The sequence below is a fragment of the Staphylococcus sp. GDH8C109P genome, assembly GCF_017893405.1.
In the GTDB taxonomy this organism is placed as follows: Bacteria; Bacillota; Bacilli; order Staphylococcales; family Staphylococcaceae; genus Staphylococcus; species Staphylococcus cohnii.
Map to the genome: position 1 here is coordinate 3,273 of NZ_JAESMX010000012.1, position 19,326 is coordinate 22,598.

Annotated in this window: 18 protein-coding genes; 12 read left to right on the forward strand and 6 right to left on the reverse strand. The window is 30.3% G+C overall.

Features of this window, described 5'->3' with window-relative positions:
• Positions 1-36: 36 nt before the first annotated feature.
• The 4 genes from KA867_RS04715 to KA867_RS04730 all read right to left on the reverse strand — a co-directional run bounded on the left by KA867_RS04715 (position 37) and on the right by KA867_RS04730 (position 4,050).
• A complete protein-coding gene (locus tag KA867_RS04715; RefSeq protein WP_210137180.1) occupies positions 37-891 on the reverse strand; it encodes a replication initiation protein in 855 nt (284 codons plus the stop codon).
• A gap of 1,005 nt (positions 892-1,896) precedes the next feature.
• Positions 1,897-2,451 carry a DUF334 domain-containing protein gene (locus KA867_RS13395; protein ID WP_348634797.1) on the reverse strand — a complete coding sequence of 185 codons (555 nt, stop codon included), beginning with the start codon at positions 2,449-2,451 and terminating at the stop codon, positions 1,897-1,899.
• Positions 2,414-3,373 carry a relaxase/mobilization nuclease domain-containing protein gene (locus tag KA867_RS04725; RefSeq protein ID WP_031266159.1) on the reverse strand — a complete coding sequence of 320 codons (960 nt, stop codon included), beginning with the start codon at positions 3,371-3,373 and terminating at the stop codon, positions 2,414-2,416. The genes KA867_RS13395 and KA867_RS04725 overlap by 38 nt, the downstream gene beginning before the upstream one ends.
• A 293-nt stretch (positions 3,374-3,666) precedes the next feature.
• Positions 3,667-4,050 carry a plasmid mobilization protein gene (locus tag KA867_RS04730; protein WP_021340023.1) on the reverse strand — a complete coding sequence of 128 codons (384 nt, stop codon included), beginning with the start codon at positions 4,048-4,050 and terminating at the stop codon, positions 3,667-3,669.
• Positions 4,051-4,432: 382 nt separating this feature from the next.
• Between KA867_RS04730 and KA867_RS04735 the strand changes: the two genes are divergently transcribed.
• The 3 genes from KA867_RS04735 (at position 4,433) to KA867_RS04745 (ending at position 7,918) form a co-directional block, all read left to right on the forward strand.
• Positions 4,433-5,929, forward strand: coding sequence for a glycosyltransferase (locus KA867_RS04735; RefSeq protein ID WP_210137181.1), 1,497 nt, complete (start codon positions 4,433-4,435; stop codon positions 5,927-5,929).
• Positions 5,930-6,300: 371 nt separating this feature from the next.
• Complete coding sequence (locus tag KA867_RS04740) at positions 6,301-6,522, forward strand: hypothetical protein (protein ID WP_119614482.1); 222 nt, start codon at positions 6,301-6,303, stop codon at positions 6,520-6,522.
• Positions 6,509-7,918: an NAD(P)-binding domain-containing protein gene (locus tag KA867_RS04745; protein ID WP_204181883.1), complete on the forward strand. Its 1,410-nt coding sequence runs from the start codon at positions 6,509-6,511 to the stop codon at positions 7,916-7,918. The genes KA867_RS04740 and KA867_RS04745 overlap by 14 nt, the downstream gene beginning before the upstream one ends.
• A gap of 110 nt (positions 7,919-8,028) precedes the next feature.
• Here the strand turns inward: KA867_RS04745 and KA867_RS04750 are convergent, their stop codons facing one another.
• Positions 8,029-8,349, reverse strand: coding sequence for an ArsR/SmtB family transcription factor (locus tag KA867_RS04750; protein ID WP_012817949.1), 321 nt, complete (start codon positions 8,347-8,349; stop codon positions 8,029-8,031).
• Positions 8,350-8,829: 480 nt separating this feature from the next.
• On the opposite strand from KA867_RS04750, the gene KA867_RS04755 reads away from it, so the two are divergent.
• The 9 genes from KA867_RS04755 to KA867_RS04795 all read left to right on the forward strand — a co-directional run bounded on the left by KA867_RS04755 (position 8,830) and on the right by KA867_RS04795 (position 18,063).
• A complete protein-coding gene (locus tag KA867_RS04755; protein WP_210123730.1) occupies positions 8,830-11,619 on the forward strand; it encodes a type I restriction endonuclease subunit R in 2,790 nt (929 codons plus the stop codon).
• Positions 11,620-11,716: 97 nt separating this feature from the next.
• Positions 11,717-12,292, forward strand: coding sequence for a restriction endonuclease subunit S (locus tag KA867_RS04760; RefSeq protein ID WP_210123729.1), 576 nt, complete (start codon positions 11,717-11,719; stop codon positions 12,290-12,292).
• Positions 12,293-13,849, forward strand: coding sequence for a type I restriction-modification system subunit M (locus KA867_RS04765; RefSeq protein ID WP_210123728.1), 1,557 nt, complete (start codon positions 12,293-12,295; stop codon positions 13,847-13,849). It abuts the gene before it with no gap.
• A complete protein-coding gene (locus KA867_RS04770) occupies positions 13,842-14,978 on the forward strand; it encodes a restriction endonuclease subunit S (protein WP_210137182.1) in 1,137 nt (378 codons plus the stop codon). Before KA867_RS04765 ends, KA867_RS04770 begins: the two co-directional genes overlap by 8 nt.
• Positions 14,979-15,069: 91 nt before the next feature.
• The gene (locus tag KA867_RS04775; RefSeq protein WP_077460976.1) at positions 15,070-15,336 is read left to right on the forward strand and encodes a hypothetical protein; all 267 of its coding nucleotides are present in this window, start codon (positions 15,070-15,072) and stop codon (positions 15,334-15,336) included.
• Between the two features lie 222 nt (positions 15,337-15,558).
• Complete coding sequence (locus KA867_RS04780; RefSeq protein ID WP_011304040.1) at positions 15,559-16,110, forward strand: recombinase family protein; 552 nt, start codon at positions 15,559-15,561, stop codon at positions 16,108-16,110.
• A 48-nt stretch (positions 16,111-16,158) separates the two neighbouring features.
• A complete protein-coding gene (gene cidR, locus KA867_RS04785; protein WP_070039664.1) occupies positions 16,159-17,046 on the forward strand; it encodes a cidABC operon transcriptional activator CidR in 888 nt (295 codons plus the stop codon).
• 110 nt (positions 17,047-17,156) lie between these two features.
• Positions 17,157-17,681, forward strand: a complete 525-nt coding sequence (locus KA867_RS04790; protein ID WP_011867724.1) for an acyl-CoA thioesterase — start codon at positions 17,157-17,159, stop codon at positions 17,679-17,681.
• A 7-nt stretch (positions 17,682-17,688) separates the two neighbouring features.
• Positions 17,689-18,063, forward strand: a complete 375-nt coding sequence (locus KA867_RS04795; protein WP_011867723.1) for a hypothetical protein — start codon at positions 17,689-17,691, stop codon at positions 18,061-18,063.
• A 130-nt stretch (positions 18,064-18,193) separates the two neighbouring features.
• Here the strand turns inward: KA867_RS04795 and KA867_RS04800 are convergent, their stop codons facing one another.
• A complete protein-coding gene (locus KA867_RS04800) occupies positions 18,194-19,231 on the reverse strand; it encodes a 2,3-butanediol dehydrogenase (protein ID WP_064209987.1) in 1,038 nt (345 codons plus the stop codon).
• Positions 19,232-19,326: the final 95 nt, after the last annotated feature.

Sequence of the window (19,326 nt, forward strand, 5' to 3'; positions counted from 1 at the left end):
GGTTATATTTATGAGTATTTGTGTTAGTTGTTAAACTTACAATTTTTCAATTCTATTCATTTTTTCTAGAAATGCCTTTTGTTGTTCTTCTGTAAATTCAGTTGTTTTTGGTTTGATGGGTTCATACTTTTTATTTTCTAACCATTCTGGCGTCATCTCACGATTTATATTTTGCTTGTTCTTACCTACGTTCGACATTTCAGGTTGTCGCTTTGAATGAATGCGTTTCTCAGGTTCAAAAGTAATTTCTAACCACTCAATTTTACGGCCTTTCTTAGCTTTAATTTTATTAATTGTAAGATCTTTAAAGATAAAACCAAGTTCTTTAATTATTGGTTTTAAAACGTATTTATCTATCTCACTCATTCGATAGCCTTCTGGTATATCTAAGCGTTCTCTAAAATCATCAATTCGTGTTTTAAAATAACCTGTATATTTGTATTGTTTGAGTATTCTAAACATATTTTTAGAATATGTTGATTTTAAATGAGTCATTTCTTGTAACTCAAATTTAGTGAAATCAGCAGTAATTGAATTGAGTATGTGTTTTAAATCGGGATTTGTACTTATAGATAAATATTGATCTTCAACATCCACTTTGTATGAAGTAAATAAAACGAATTTTTCAAAGGATTTCCCATTACGTTCTGTATAAGTTAAATGCAACATTTTATCGTATACATGTTCTAAGTCTTTAATAAAACGTTCCTGTGAACGTGAATAATAATTACTAAGGTGTTTAAGTTCATCAAAAGGTATTGTTAATTTACGTGTATCTTGTTCTTTAAGTTTATTACATAGAGTGAAAAACAAATCAATTTCTGTACTTGTAAACTTTCTTAAAGGGACTAAATTCATTTCATTTCTATACACAACAGTCTCTCCAGTCATGTTATAATCACTCCTATATTTTTTAGTTTTTGGATTAAAGGAAAAGGCCGCAAAACTTCTTCCTTTAATCCTTTTTTATTAACAGGGTAGCATTTTAAAAATACTACCCTGTTAAATTATTAATAATAACTTAACATACATTCTTATAGCATTACAACGATATAAAGTAGCATAAAATTTTAACTACCCTTTACTGTTACAAAAACTACCCTTTACTGTTACAAAAACTACCCTTTACTGTTACAAAAACTACCCTTTACTGTTACAAAAACTACCCTTTACTGTTACAAAAACTACCCTTTAGGGTCTCAAACTCCTTCTTGCAGTAAGGCTCAAAGGGCACCTAAAAAGGGTTTAAAAAGTTCTTAAAAAGATTATATAAAGTTCAGGGCAATTTTGCCCCATTTCAAAATCTAATTCAAAACCACTTCAAGAATGAATAAATTCTGAACGAATTTATAGTTATTTTAAAAACCTAGATCATTACTTTTTTGGAAAAAAAGTAAAATCAAAAAAATTATTGAACTCGCCGTTCAAACTGCAGGGAATTGGAGGTTATCCAATTCCACTGCGTTTAGTGTGGCGAGTAAGTGCAAGTGTATCAACTTCTTATACTCATATCGCTACGCTCATTCCGTTACCGTTGACACACAACAAAAATAAGCAAATACAACAGGGTTAACAAAACTTAAGAGACTAACATATTAAAAATTTTTAAAACGACTATGTTTAATATTTCAATTTTAAGGTATTATAACTTTAGCACTATCTCTACTTATCTCTTAAGTTCACACAGGCTACTATTAGTTTTATGCTAATAGTAGCTTTAAATTTGAAATTAAACTGAAATTCACGTAGTGTTTTTTATAGGTATTATTAATGAACAAAGCATTTCTTTTATTTTAGCCATTTCAATTTTATATTGAAATGGCTTTTTATTTGCCTTTATTTTGGATTTTAAAGGGGTATTTAGCAACATAAGTCTTGATTATGATGATATTTACCTCATCTCCACCTTATGGCGTTAAATGCTTTTAAAACACCATTTATAAGAAAACCGAAAAAAACATACGGTAAAACATATAAAACACCCCATAAATATCTCCAAATACTTTCTTTTGTCGCTATTTCATGATTAATAAAGTCGTAGCCTTGTGAAATGCCAAAAAAGTTACTAATTGGTCCCGTTACCAACGAAACCAAAGCAATGATTGCGACAACAAAAAATAAAGATACAACGCCTTTCGTCATAATATCTAAAGATTTATTTAAATTTTCGACAATTGCATCGTTTTTATCTAAGCGATCCGTAATCGTCTTTTTGTATTCGTTTGTTTCTTTTTTTGCTTGGTCATTATGTTTTTTATAATGTTCAAATAACTCATGCGCTTGTTTATCTAAGTCTTTAAATTTTTCATCAAAGGCTTGCTTAAAATCTTGTTGTTGATTGTCTGTATCTATTTTTCTTAAGTAACTTCTCGCTACACTTATAAATTTATCCTCGGTATTTTTAGTTGCTTGATTAAAGTTCGAGGTCGAATCCTTTAGATTCTCTAACAAGGCTTTGTGATTCTTTTCTCTCTCTTTCTCGTTCTTCTTTATCTCGGATAGATTTCTCATGAGCAAGTCTTGCTGCTTCAGAACTTCTTCTATCGTGTTCAAGTTTTCTGGTGTTGTCTGCGAAGTTGTCCCATTCTGATTGAGTTGCTTTTCTATCTGGTCCAGTTTCTCTAGTATTTTCTTGTTCTCTGGATTTAATTCGTCCATCATACCCATGTTCTAACCCCCCTTTATCATATTTCTCACCTAGTTTACTACCGCGTACTTTTTTATCTTCTTCAAGATGTTTGTAAGTAATCGTTTTTTCAGTGATACGCTCAATTTTCATACCTTTTTGTAATAAATCTTGATTCAATTCTTCATGATTCGTTGCTTGTGTTTGATCTATAACCATACGGATTTGTTCTTTCCAAGGTATGGGTTTATTGCCTTTTTGAGCTTCTTTTCCGATTTCATATTCAGCTTGTGTATAGCGTGTTTCTCTTTGTTTTTCTGGAACTGATAAACCATGTGCATAACAGAGCGTGTCATTGGCTTGTTTAACGAACTCACGTTGTTTTTTATTACTTTGATATTTTTTTCCAGTTTCTAAATCAATAGAATTAATCACAATGTGGTTGTGGTAATGGTTTTTATCTGTATGTGTATAGACGGCCACTTGATGATTTGGGGCAATTTTCTCGGCTAATTCTAAACCGATTTGATTACATTGTTCTGATGTAACTTCGTCCGGCTTGAATGACTGAATAATCGTATGCGCTTGAATTCCATCTTCTTTGCCATATAAAGCGCGTGTGGCTTTAAAAGCTGATTTAGCGTAATCTACATCGCAATTCAAACCACTTTTTTCTTCTGCTCGTTTTTCTGCGTAATTGATGGCCCTACTTGCCGATTTGGTGTTTCCTAATTTAGTTGTTGCCATGTTCATCACTTCATTTCTTTTTCGTTGCTATTACATCAATAATCAACCCAGCACTAAATAATTAAATAAATTAAAATGAATATACATTTCAACTTATTTTTCAGCATTTTTCTTCTTCTTTTTTGGAGCAATTCTGTCTCTCAAAATACTTATAAATGTATATAAAAAGGAACAAATAATCACTGATATCACTGATACAAAATGCGTGAAATATAAAATTGCGATAAAGCCTAAAAAGATTAGTGATAATAAAATGTTGAATAATATTCTTATCACTATATTTGAATAACGCTTTAATTTAGGCTTTGCCATATATCATCAAGCCTTTCACGTACTGCTTGGATATTTCGATCCATTGCATGATAATGGGGTGTTTCATTTTTATGTTGATTACAGTATTTAGCAATCTGATTCACGTTGGCCCCCAACTTACTTAAATCTTTGGCCATCGATTGTCGCGTCTCTTTATCTAATTTGGGCGCTACCAATCGACTCCCATGTGCCTTTTTCTTAACGAAATTCGGCACACTCATATTCAAAGTTTCGGCTGATGACCTTAACTTTTCATATTCGGATTCGCTCACTCTGAAACTAATTTGTTTTGGCTCTTTGCGGTTGGGTTTTCGGTTTTCCCCAACAGGCGCATCGCTAGCCAAATTATTATCATGTTCACTCATTTAATCCCACCACATTTCTTCGAAATTTATAACTTTCTATATTTGCAGATTATAGGATAATCAACAAAATTTCAAGTTATAATGTGGTTTAGCAAGCGTCGTATATCCTAGCCACTTCGTGACTAGATATACTGCTTGTTGGGATTATATCCCAAACCCTTTATGTTTTTGCGTATGCAAAAAATGAGCAGCTATTACTAGCCACTCATGTAATTCAAAACCAAATGCAAAATCAAAAACCGACCTAGTGCAGCAACCAATAATGTGATTGCTAATCAAAGAATGAAATTGATAAAAGCGTGAGAGAGTGTTTAAATTATAGTGGAACTAGGCTAAATAGCAAGCAATATTGTATGAGAATATATTATTGGGAGAGAATATTATGATGTATACAGTAGCTTCAACATTACCACCAGACCATGGGGGTCGAACTAAATCTTTATTAAAAAGAATTGATTTTTTAAATGACGAATTTGATTTTGATCAAACAATATTGACGACAAACTATAATCCAAATTATACAACTGTTTACAAAGATTTTTATAACAAAGGGATATTGAAAGAAAATATAATAGTTATAAATATTTATGATTGGTTATCTAATTTTAGATTACTTACAGGCTCTTATTATTCTTCAAATACGCATATAAATATACAACGACAAGAACTTAAAATATCAAATTTCATTGCAAAAGAAGATTTAGATAAAAATTGCGTTAGATATTATGACAAGGATACAGAAAGATATTATTTATATAGAAAATTTTATCCCAATTCACAAGTTGTTAAATTTGAAGATTACTTTACTCCAGGAGTAAAACATAAAGTTGAGCGCTGGGAATATAATGAATATGGATATTTACATAAAATAACTAATTATTCAAGAAAATTAAATAAAAAATTAGCGGAATTTTATTATGACTTAGAAAAAAATATGTATTGTAAAAAATATTTTGAAGAAACGAATGATAATAAGTTAAACTCAATTTTTATTTACGATAATGATATGTTAATTGAAAGTTTTAGTAATGAAAAAGAAATGTTTACATATTTCTTCGACTTTTATTTTAATGATCAAGATATTGTTTTTAATGATGCAAGATTATTAGATAAATCATTAATAAATTCTACAAAAAATATAAAATCTATATTAGTTTTTCATAGTTCTCATTTAGAAGGAGATTCAATCAAGACTTCATATAAACTTGCTCTTAACAATTCAGATAAAATAGCTAAATACTATGTTCTTACCAACCAACAAAAAGAAGATATACAGAATAATTTCAATATACTTGATGAAAAATTTGTAGTCATACCACATTTTATAAACGCATCAATCAATTCTACTAATGAAATAAAAGATCAATTTGTATTTATGGGACGATTTAGTGAAGAAAAGCAAATTTCTCATATAATAGAAAGTTATAAACTTTATAAAGACAGTGGAGGATCCACTAAATTAGTATTGTATGGTGGTATTAAGGGAGAAGAACGTACAAAAATTGAAAAACTTATTAAACAATATAACTTACAAAATGAAGTTACTATTCAAGCCTTCACAAATAATCCAACTCAAGTTTTCAGAGAATCTAAAGCTTCTCTTTTAACAAGTAAATTTGAAGGGTTTGCATTAAGTGTTATGGAAAGTATAAATGAAGGTTGTCCTGTAATTGCTTATGATATTAAATATGGGCCAAGAGAAATTATAGTAAATGGAGAAAACGGTTATTTAATTGAACCTAATAACATTGAAGAATTTTCTAAGGCTATGATTTCAATCATTGAAAATCCCTTAGAAAATGTTAAGACAAAAGACGAAATAACTTATCAAGCTGCAATTAATAATTTTAATTCTTTAATAAAGGATGTTAGTTTATAATTCGGAGAAGTCAATAAATTAATGTGAAATGCTAAGTAATGTATAATCTATACAAAATCACTACCTATAATAGTTAATTATGTAAATCAATTTTCAATTACCATGTTGTTATAACAACATGGTAATGAATTATTAAAGACGATATCGTTAAAATCGAAATATTCATAGTTTAATATATAGTTTGCTTTTATTGACAATATTACCTTTTTAGCATAAAATTCATTACATCAACTTTTATTGATTTATTGAAGATTAATTATCATGTATCATTTTCTTGTTATAGGAGTTATTTTTGAACAATACATCAATTTTTTTTGATTTATTGTCAGAGTAATACAATTTAAATTATACGCGCAGAATAGGAGGACAAAATGACTATAAACCATGCAAGCACATTATCTGTTGATTACTTTACTAGTTATTTAAAACTCATTATGAAAGCAAGAGAATTTTCTTTAGAGGAAGCAATATTTTATATGAAAAATAACTTTTTTAAAGACAATATTTATTTATATGGAGAAGAAACGTCTAAACATTTTAATCAAGCAATACAATTATTAAAAAAAGAAGGGGATTTAAATGGAAAAAATTAAATCGTTCAATACAAAAGAAGTGTCAAATTGTAGTCAGGGAGAAACAACTTGTTGTTCATCATCTGACGCTATAGTTGAAAAAGAAGAACAAATGAAATTCAATTTAGATTTGCCAGTAGCTATTATTGGCGCAGGACCAATTGGACTTGCTGCAGCTGCCCACTTAACAATCAAAAAAGTACCTTTCATTGTTTTTGAGTCTGGGAAAACCGTAGGAAATAATATTCTTGAATGGCAACATATTCGTTTGTTTAGCCCTTGGCAATATGACATTGATAAAGCAGCGCGTAAATTACTTGAGGAAACGAATTGGGAATCACCACAAGATGATGTTTTACCTACTGGAAAAGAATTAGTGGATCAGTATTTAATGCCTTTGAGTAAATTACCTGTGTTAAAAGAATCTATTCAATATAACTCAAAAGTTATTTCGATTTCACGTAAACAAAATGATAAAATGAAATCATTAGATAGAGAAAAAAAACCCTTTGAAATTTATGTAGAAAAAAATAATGATATCGAAATAGTGGAAGCACGCGCAATTATTGATGCAACAGGAACTTGGGGCAACCCAAACCCGGCTACTTCAAATGGTGTCTGGTTAAACTCGGAGAAACAATGTTTAAATCATATTGAATATGGCATTCCAGAAATTGAAAATAATATAAATCGTTATGCAAATAAAACAGTGGCGGTAATTGGCGGCGGACATTCTGCTATTAATACTTTGCTAGAACTATCTAGTTTACAAAAAGAATTTCCAAAGACCAAATTGATTTGGATTTTACGGAAAAAAAACGTAGAAAATGCTTATGGTGGTGAAGAAAAAGATGCACTAGAAGCACGTGGTGAACTTGGAACTCAAATACATTCATTGGTTAATTTGGGTAAAGTGCAAGTATACACACCATTTTACACGATGCAAGTAAAATCAATGAATAAACAAATGGAATTAATTGGACGTTATGGAGACGAAGTGACAACTATAAAAGGTATAGATGAATTAATTGTCAATGCTGGAAATCGTCCAGACTTCTCAATCGAACAAGAACTACGATTGTCAATAGACCCTGTAACAGAAAGCGTTTTAGACTTAGCGCCACTTATAGACCCCAATGAACATAGTTGTGGTACTGTTCGTGCTCATGGGGAAGCTACTCTACGTCAATTAGAAAAAGATTTTTATATTGTAGGGATGAAAAGTTATGGACGTACTCCTACTTTCTTAATGGCTACAGGATATGAGCAAGTACGTTCAATAACTTCTTACCTTTCAGGAGATATTGAAGGCTCTAAGCGAGTAGAACTTGATTTACCTGAAACAGGAGTTTGTAGTATAAATTTACAGGACAATAAAGAAAAAACAAGTTGTAGTAATACAACGACTGGTTGCTAAAAAGAGAAGACTCTAACCATTTTAATTGGTTAGAGTCTTCTCTTTTTAGCAATTCTAATAATGTAACTAAGAATAAGCTATATTAATTAAATCAAAGCTTACTAAAAAAATCATAAAATTTTACAACAAGTATCTTCTGTTAATATAACTTGTATTTGTTTTTCATTAATTTTATAGTAATTCCAAGTTCCATGTTTTTCGATATTCAAGATATTAGCATTCACTAACTTTTTTAAATGATAAGATATTTTAGATTGTTTTAAGTTTAATTTTTCTTCTAAATCGCATACACATAGGCTCTTGTTTATACTGTTACTAATTTCATTTATTATTTTAAGTCTAACTTTATCTGCTAATGCGTTAAACAATAACTCATAGAATTCAAGATGATTTTCTTTATTTAAATAATTCATATTTTTAATAGATTCCATAAAATAGACACTTCTTTCATTAAAAATTTCATTAAATTTTTAGATTATTTTTTGTTTTAAGTAACTTATAAAGTAGTCGATAGATAAAGTGATTGTGTGGTATATGGGCGAGTATAAATTATTACTTAAGTATGTTGATTTTACAGTTAATAAATCAAAAAAAATTGATTTATTAACTGTAAAACAATATTTAAATTATTGCAAGTTTAAAAGTTATGATTTTGGAAAAGATCAATAAGATAATTATAAAATTTTATAAAACTGAAGGCATGAATTTATCTTTAGTAAATGTATATATTATACATTTTAACTGCCTATAACACTTTATTATGTAAATGATTCGTATAAGATAAACAATTATATATATCTTATAAAAAATAATAGCAATTATGGTGTTGAGCATCATTACTCACCATATATAGGCTTTCTTATATGTTATTATTTAGTTATATTAAAGATTGATAAGGTGGAGCGATTAAATTGGGATACCAAAGTGAATATGGTTTAGAAGAAAATGTGGTTAAACAGCTAGAAGATTTGGGGTATGAGCGTGTATCATTGCGCAATGAAGAACAATTAAAAGAGAATTTTAGACGTATTTTAAATGAACGAAATGCAGATAAATTAGAGGGTACGCCTATATCAGATAGTGAGTTTAAACGTATCATGATTGATATCAGTGATAAAAGTGTATTTGAAAGTGCTCAAATACTAAGAGATAAATATGTACTAGAACGTGACGATGAAACAAAAGTTTATCTTAGCTTAATGAATATAAAAAAGTGGTGTCAAAACACTTTTCAAGTCACAAATCAGGTAAGCGTAAATGATACACACAAAAGTCGTTATGATGTAACTGTTTTAATTAATGGATTACCTTTGGTTCAAATTGAGCTTAAACGTAGTGGCGTTGCGATTACAGAAGCTTTTAATCAAATTGAACGCTATCGTCGTCAAAACTATACGGGACTATTTAGATTCATACAAATGTTTGTTGTGAGTAATAAAATGGAAACGCGCTACTACGCGAATAGCGATCAAAAAATCATGAAAAGTCATATGTTCTACTGGAGCGATGAAAAAAATGAGCGCATTAATATGCTTAAAGACTTCATCGAATCTTTTTTAGAACCTTGCCATATTGCTAAAATGATTAGCCGTTATATGATTATTAATGAAACAGATAAAATATTAATGGCCTTAAGGCCATATCAAGTCTATGCTGTAGAGGCTTTGTTAAATCGAGCTATAGAAACAAATAACAATGGTTATATTTGGCATACGACAGGGAGTGGTAAAACCCTCACATCGTTTAAAGCGAGTCAAATATTAGCGCAAGAACCAGATATTAAGAAAGTTATATTCTTAGTCGATCGCAAAGACTTAGATGGTCAAACTTTAGGGGAATTTAATAAGTTTGAGTCAGATTCTGTTGATAGGACGTTCAATACTAAAAAGTTACTCAAACAAATGGATGATCCTACACGGAAACTAATTGTTACGACGATTCAAAAAATGGATAATGCGATTAAATCAGGACATCCAGCAATGGAACGTTATAAAGAAGATAAAGTCGTTTTCATTATTGACGAATGCCATCGAACACAATTTGGTTCAATGCATCGTATCATCAGACAACATTTCGGAAACGCCCAATACTTTGGTTTTACGGGAACACCTAGATTTGAAGAGAATGCGAGTCAAGATGGACGCGCGACTGCGGACATTTTTGGAGAATGTCTACACCATTATCTAATTAAAGATGCGATTAGAGATGGCAACGTGCTAGGTTTTTCTGTTGAATATATGAATACGTTTGATCGTAGTGAAAAAATTACCAAAGATGCTTATGTTAATAAAATTAATGAAGCTGAAATATGGATGGCAGACGAACGTGTTCAAAAAGTAGCAGAACATATTATTGCGAATCATAATAAGAAAACACGTGACCAAATGTACACAGGTATGTTGACCGTTCAAAGTATTCCAATGGCGATTCAATATTATCGTGTTTTCCAAAAATTGAAGCAACAAGGTGTACATAACTTTAATGTCACGACAATATTCAGTTATCAAGATAATGAAGCCATAGATGATACGATGGATGAACAAACGAGAAGAGATATATTAGAAGGTATCATTCAAACGTATAACGAGACCTTTGATAAAAATTTCTCAACGGATACGTTTGATGGTTACTTCAATGATGTATCAAACCGTGTCAAAAAAGGATTACCCGATCAAAAATTAGATATTCTTATCGTTGTCGATATGTTCTTAACAGGCTTTGATAGTAAAAAACTTAATACGTTATATGTTGATCGTAATTTACAGCATCATACGCTTATTCAAGCCTACTCACGTACCAATCGTGTGGAAGAGCCAACGAAACCCTATGGAAATATTGTTGCTTATAGAAACTTAAAAGAAAAAACAGATGAGGCTATTGAGCTTTTCTCTAAAACAGACAATACAGATACGGTATTGAGCTTATCGTTCCAAGCGTACTTAACGAAATTCAAACAGGCTCTGATCGAACTATTTGAATTAGCTGAAACACCTCAAGCCGTAGACCAATTAGAAAGAGAAGAAGATCAGCGTGATTTTGTAATCGCATATCGTGAGTTAGCGAAGCATATGCAAAAGTTAAAAACGTTTGATGAATTTGCGTTTGATAAGGAAACGTTAGGGATTGATGAACAAACATATGAAGATTATAAAGGGAAATATTTAGATATCTATGATAAAGTGATGCGACCTGATAAAGAAGAAATTGGAGAGGGAGAATCTATATTAGACAATATTGATTTTAATATTGAGATTTTACGCAATGATTTGATTAATGTTCAGTATATTTTAGATTTATTAAATCAAATTGATTTAAGTGATACAGAACAACAAGAAAAAGACATTAAAGAGATTCGTAAAGTGCTTGATAAAGCTGACGATGACCAATTGAGATTGAAATCCGATTTAATTCGAACATTCCTAGATAAAGTCGTACCGAACTTAAATGAAGGTGATTCAATTGATGATGCTTATTATAATTATGAATCTAAAGTGAAGGTCGGAGAACTGGAACAATTTTCTGAAGAAACAGATTATCCGTTAGAATTATTGAAATCGTTAGTTAAGGAATTTGAATTTAGTGGTCATTTAAATAATAACTTAATTGAAGAAGGCGTTTCTGGCGGCCTTTTAATACGTACTAAAAAAATAAAGCGTGTTAAATCATTTATCAAAGAGATGGTTAAAAAATATAGTGTTTAAGGTAAAACAAGTGTAGTTTTAAAAAACTACGCTTGTTTTTATTTTGAAGTCATGCTATATTTGTTTTGTAGAAAAACATAACTACAGGAGGTTTGGTATGTTAAAAGATTATGTTAATTATCAAAGTGGCACATTAATACAGCGCTTAGAAGTTGATGAGAGCGACCTGGGGAATCGTTATATGGTATATGATCAAAATATGTTAGATATAGATTTAGGGTTAACCATAGATGATACATATCAGCCTAGAGTCATCAGATTAAAAGATACATTAAGAGCAACCGTTGTACATAAAGATGATATTGTTATAAGTATGATGACAGGTGAGTGCACCTTAGTAAGCTCAAGACACGATGGTTCAATTTTACCTTATAACTATACAAAAATTGAAGTTACTTCAGACTTATTGGAACCTGCTTTTTTAGTCTATTGGTTTCAACTAGCACCAGAGGTACAATCACAATATAAGCAATATATGCAGGGTGGTTCAACAATAAAAAAACTAACACATCAACAGTTAAAATCACTCTATATTACCTTACCTTCAATTGAACGACAACGGTTGATTGGGCAAATTGGTATTAAAGAAAAACAATTAAACGTATTAAAACAAAGACAAAGTCGATTAAAAAAGCAATTCTTATCCAACACTTTATTCAAGGAGGACAATTAAATGTCTATTACGGAAAAACAACGCCAACAACAAGCTGAATTACAAAAAAATCTATGGTCTATCGCTGATGACTTACGTGGCAATATGGATGCCAACGAGTTTAAAAACTATATCTTAGGTATGATTTTTTATCGTTTCTTAAGTGAAAAAATTGAAGAACAAGCACAAATACTCTTAGCTGAAGACAATATAGATTATGAAACTGCGATGGTAGATGAAGATTATAGACCCGTCTTAGAACAAGAATTTATTTCACGTATCGGTTATGTGATTGAACCACAATATCTATTTGGTCACTTAGTTAAAAAAATTGAGAAACAAGCTTTTGAAATGGAAGACCTGAGCAATGCGATTAAAAACATAGAAAATTCTACACGGGGTCATGATAGTGAAGATGACTTTATTCACTTATTTGATGATTTAGACCTTAATTCTTCACGTTTGGGCAACTCTAATGCTGCACGTACAAAATTGATTTCAAAAGTAATGATGAAGATATCTACATTACCTTTTGTTCATAGCGATATGGAGATTGATATGTTAGGTGATGCTTACGAGTACTTAATTGGTCAATTCGCAGCAAGTTCAGGTAAAAAAGCTGGCGAATTCTATACACCGCAACAAGTTTCAACAATTTTAGCTAAAATTGTAACCGCAAATAAGAAAGATATTAAGAGCGTTTATGACCCTACATGTGGTTCAGGTTCATTACTCCTTCGTGTTGGGCGTGAATCTAATGTACGTCAATATTATGGTCAAGAGTACAATAGTACAACGTATAACTTAGCTCGTATGAACATGTTGTTACATGATGTGAACTATGCGAATTTTAAAATCGAAAATGGAGATACAATAGAAGATCCAGCCATTTCAGATGAACGTTTTGAGGCAGTTGTGGCCAATCCACCTTATAGTGCGAAATGGAGTTCAGATCCACAATTCTTAGAAGATCCACGCTTTAGTAATTATGGGAAATTAGCACCGAAATCAAAAGCAGATTTTGCGTTCATTCAACATATGATTTATCACTTAGATGATAATGGCACAATGGCAGTGGTTCTCCCTCATGGTGTGTTATTCCGTGGTGCAGCTGAAGGTGTCATTCGCGAGTACTTAATTAAAGAAAAAAACTATCTAGATGCGGTGATAGGATTGCCAGCAAATCTATTCTTCGGTACATCGATACCAACAAGTATACTTGTCTTTAAAAAGTGTCGTGAAGATGATGAAAATGTGTTGTTTATTGATGCATCGCAATCATTTGAAAAAGGAAAAAATCAAAACCATTTAACAACAGAAGACGTTGAAAAAATCGTTGAAACATATAAAAATCGTGAAACATTAGATAAATATAGTTATGCAGCAAGCTTAGAAGAAATCGCAGAAAATGACTATAACCTTAATATTCCAAGATATGTCGATACATTTGAAGAAGAAGAATCTATTGATTTAGAACAAGTTCAAAAAGACTTAAATCAAATTGATGATGAAATTGTCAAAGTAGAACAAGAAATTAATAGATATCTCAAAGAATTAGGAGTGTTAAAACATGACTAATGAATTAAGAAACGTGCCAGATTTGAGATTTCCAGGGTTTGAAGGTGAGTGGGAAGAGAGCAATATAGATAATGAATTTGACTTTTTTAATAATAAGAGAAAACCAATAAAAGAGAATTTACGTAATAAAGGTGAGTATCCATACTATGGGGCTACAGGTATAATTGACTATGTAGATGATTTTATATTTGATGGGAATTTTATATTGATAGGCGAAGATGGTGCTAATATTATTAGTAGAAGTGCGCCATTAGTGTATTTTGCAACAGGAAAATTTTGGGTAAATAATCATGCACATATTTTATACCCTAAATTTGGTGATATATATTTTAATTACTTATTATTAGAAAATATAGACTATGAAAAGTATAACACTGGAACCGCCCAGCCTAAGTTAAATGTACAAAATTTAAAAAAAATAAAAATTAAATCCCCAAGAGATAATTCTGAACAACAAAAAATAGGTAAGTTTTTTAGCAAACTCGACCGACAAATCGAATTAGAAGAACAAAAATTAGAAAAATTAGAAGAACAGAAAAAGGGATATATGCAAAAGATTTTCTCACAAGAACTGCGATTTAAAGATGAGAATGGGAATGAGTATCCGGAGTGGGAAGAAAAGACTATTAAAGATGTTTATAAAGTAACTAGAGGTTATGTCTTAGCAAGAAAACTAATGAGTGATAACCCAAACAGTATTAACAAATACCCAGTATATTCATCTCAAACAAGTAATAATGGATTGATGGGTTATTATTCAGATTACTTATATCAAGATGGCATAACTTGGACCACAGATGGTGCAAATGCAGGAAGTGTAAGTTTTAGACAAGGAAAATTCTATTGTACAAATGTTTGTGGAGTTTTATTAAATGAATTAGGAAATTCAAATGTGTGTATGGCAGAAATGCTTAATAATATAGCTTTCAAATATGTATCTAAGGTTGGTAACCCTAAATTGATGAATAATGTTATGGCGATGATTAAATTAAAATTCCCTTGTTTAGAAGAACAACAAGCAATTTCTAAATTTTTGAATGTCTTTAGTGAAGTTATAGATAATCAAAACAAAAAGGTAGAGTTGCTAAAAGAACGTAAAAAAGGATTATTACAGAAAATGTTTGTGTAGTTCTGATAATGACCTATTATGTAAACTATTAGAATAAGTGAGGAAAATATTGTGAATCATTATGAAGAAAACTATAAAGGGGGTTTAAAACATGAATTTCAGAAGAGACATTACAAGTTTCAAAAGAGAAGAAGTTAATATAGTTACAGATTTAATATTCAATAAAGACGTTGAATCTAATGAAGAAATAATAAATAATAAGCTTGTCGATAAAGAAACAACGGAAGAAATTATTAATATTTTAAAAGTAGACGGTTATATAGATTATGAAGTATCGTTAAATGGTATAAGTATTAAACCTTTGTGCGTTCCATTAGATTCATTAATTCAAGATGGATTATACAAACCTGAACAATAGTGAGTTAAAAACATTCGTTTTTGACACAAAACCTCTTAACTTAAAATTAAGAGGTTTTTCTTGGATATTTAAGTCTATAAACTTGTGCTATAATCAATGTGTCGAAAATATCAAAAATCATGAGTTTTCAGACGATGAGAGACGTGCTTATTTGCATCGAGAAGTAGATTTTATTAATAAGTATAAGCACCCATAAAACAATTAGTAAGAGGTGGTATTCAAATGGCTAAAATTGGTTATGCACGTGTATCAACACAAGATCAAAGTCTTGATGGACAAATTGATACACTTAAAGACTATGGTTGTGAACGTATCTTTAGCGAAAAAGTGAGTGGTCGCAAAACGAAAAGAACAGAACTTGATAAGTGTTTAGACTATTTACGTGAAGGAGACATCCTAGTTATCTATAAATTAGATCGTCTTGGACGTACAACAAAACAATTAATTGATCTGTCTCAATGGTTAGATGAAAACGGCATTGATTTACATATTATTGATATGAATGTGTCAACCAAAGATGCGATGGGAAAAATGTTTTTTACAATGATGAGTGCATTTGCGGAACTTGAAGCTAACTTATTAAGTGAACGTACGAAAAAAGGTCTAGAAGCTGCGAGAGCAAGAGGGAGAAAAGGCGGCCGTCCTTCTTTGCCAGATTATAAGAAAAGAGAAATCAAATTCTTATACGATGAACAAAAACTAACTGGGGAAGAGATTGCTAAACAGACAGATGTTAGTCGTTCAACGGTATACAGAATAATAAAAAATAATTAGTTTAAAAAACTGGTAACGTGAAGAAATAATAAAAAGGGAGGAAATTTATTGGAACTTAGACATATGCAGTATTTTGTAGAAGTCGTAAAGCAAAAAAGTATGACCAAAGCAGCATCTAATCTTTTTATCACACAACCCACAATTAGTAATACAATTAAATTATTAGAAGAAGAATTAGATGTAAATTTATTTAATAGGTATAAAAACCAAATATACTTAACTGACGCAGGAGAAGCTTTCTTTTTCCAATGTAAAGAAATGCTTAAAATGTATGATAATATCCCTAATGAGTTAAGTAATTTATTAGAATTAAAAAAGGGACATTTGAAAATTGGAATCCCTACTATTATTAATATAAGAATATTAATTGGCTTAATTTCGGAATTTCATGAAATGTATCCTAATATAACTTTTCAACTTTTTGAAAATGGTAGTAAAAAAATTGAAAACGATGTATATTATGGCGATTTGGACATGGGAATTACTGTACTTCCTACAAATAATAAAAACTTTGATATATTCTCTTTTTCAGAAGAAAAATTAAAACTGGTCGTTCATAAAAATCATGCATTATCTAAAAAAACAAAGATTGATATTGAAGATTTACAAGAACAAGAATTTATTTTATTCAATTCTGATTTCTATTTAAACGATAAAATCAAAAATACATGTAGAAATTATGGCTTTAATCCTAATATAATTTTTGAAACCACCCAATGGAGCTTCATAGAAGAAATGTTATTAAATAATCTAGGGATATGTATATTACCCGAAGGAATACTAGGCTTATTAGATAATAATTTACAAGCCATCGATATTAATGAACCTTCCATGAAATGGGAACTTGGTATTATTTGGAGAAAAGATATTATAGTTGATTCTTTAACAAAAAATTGGATTAAATTTCTCCAAGAAAACTTCTTAATTAACTATTAAATATAAAAGTATTTGAGAAATTTATAGCTATATAAAAAAAGGATATTTTATATTTATACACTCTCGCTCTATAATTAGAACGTAAAATATTATAGAAACGGGAGTTTTTTATGGAAAATTATAAATTTCCTAGAGATAGTAAAATTGTCAGTACGGATCAAGTATTAATTAATGATTTAAACAATTATAATACACTATTTGGGGGGGTATTAATGAAAAAAATTGATAATAACGCAACGCTATCAGCTAGAAGACATGCAAGAGTTAAAGAATGTGTTACAGCTTCTACAGATTCAGTAGAATTTTTATATCCAATCACCCAATCTGATTCAGTTTGTATAGAATCTTATGTAGTTTATACTGGAGAAAAATCTATGGAAATATTTTGTAAAGTCATTTCAGAAGATATGATTACTGCAGAAAGAAAAATTGCTGCTGTAGCTTTTCTTACTTTTGTAGCTTTGGATGAAAATAAAAAACCAATTAAAATACCCAAAATCTCTCCTCAGTCCAAAGAAGAAAAATTATTATTTATGGATGGCGAAGAAAGAGCTAAAATGCGAAAAATTAAACGATCACAAACTAAAAATATAATTGACTCTCTTGATATCAATAAGCCATGGGAATTGGAGTAGTGATAAAATGATTAATGAAATGGAAGAATTAAACCAAATTAAGTTAGATTTGAAAAAACTAAGAAACGAATTTCCTAGTATGTATGAAAAGTTAGAATATATAGCTAGTTTGACAAGACAATTAAGTATCCATTATAAATATTTAGGAGTACTTATGTTTTCAGATAACCGTGAAAATATTCAAAATGAGAGACCAACTTTAATAAGAGAATCTGTTTTAAAATTATATGAACAAGAAGTTGCAAAAGTTAAAAAAGATACTAATTTTGTGTTTTTTAAAGATATGATATTAAAATTCCAAAATGTGGACTACTCACAAATATTTCTTATCATTTTAGGTGCCGAACCTGGTTTTGTATTTAATAATACAATTATTAAATAATAAATAATAAATTCATTAAGAATGCTTAGACTAACAAATTATAAAAATTCACAAATTATTTGACTAAATGAAACTATATTTTAGCTAATAAAAGAGCCACTCTGATTTAGAGTGACTCTTTTATTAGCTTTTATAACTTAACGAGAATTTTTGCTTGTGATTTATCGTTTACAAGTTGTTTAAATCCTGACTCCACAATATCATCTAACTCAATTTCATCGGTAACGACGTCTTTGACTTTTAAATTACCTTCGTTAATTAAGTCTATTGTTTGTTGAAATGTAGTGGGGGTGTAAGCAATCGTTGAAGTAAGTTTTACACCTGTATTAGTTAATTGCATTGGATTCCATTCAATAGGATGACCGAATATAGAAACTATAACGACAATACCTCTTGCTTTAGTAACATCTATTGCAGATTTAAGTGTTGGCGCTACACCAGCTACCTCAAATGCTACATCAACGCCATTATCAGTGTATTTACTAATAATATCACTTGGGTTTGATTCACCAGAATTTATCGTATGAGTAGCACCTACTGATTTAGCTTTATTAAGTCGTTCTTCCGATAAATCGAAAACAAATATTTTGCTAGCACCAGCTGCTTTGGCTGCTATAGTTGTTAATAAACCGATTGGCCCTGCACCAAAAATAGCAACAGTATCGCCAAATAGAACTTCGCCTTCTTTAATTGCTTGAACTGCAACAGCCGTCGGTTCTACAAGGGCGCCTTCTTTATCAGAAACATTATCTGGTAATTTATAAACATTCTCTTCTGGCGCGTTTGTAAATTCTGCAAATCCACCATCAGAACCTAAGCCTATAAATGAATAACCATCATAAAGGTCAATATTTTCTTCTTTTTCACGATTTGAAACTGTAGGATTAATAACAACACGATCGCCTTTGTTAAATTTTGTAACCTTAGAACCAATATCATCTACTACGCCTGCAAATTCGTGGCCTAATGTAACGGGCGCTTTTTGGCCAAGGAACGGGTCTGGTTTGTCTGTTGAAATAAATATAGGGCCTTCTAAGTATTCATGTAGATCTGTACCACAAATGCCAGCCCAAGACACTTTAACTTTAACCTCATTATCTTGTAACTCTTTAGATTTTCGATCTTCAACTCGTACATCCTTTTGACCATACCAAACTGCTGCTTTCATTGATAAAACCTCCTTGTTTTAGTTAATTTAATAGTATACCTTTTAAAAATTACTTTCAAATAAACTAACCTTTTAATATAGTGTTTCTAAATTAT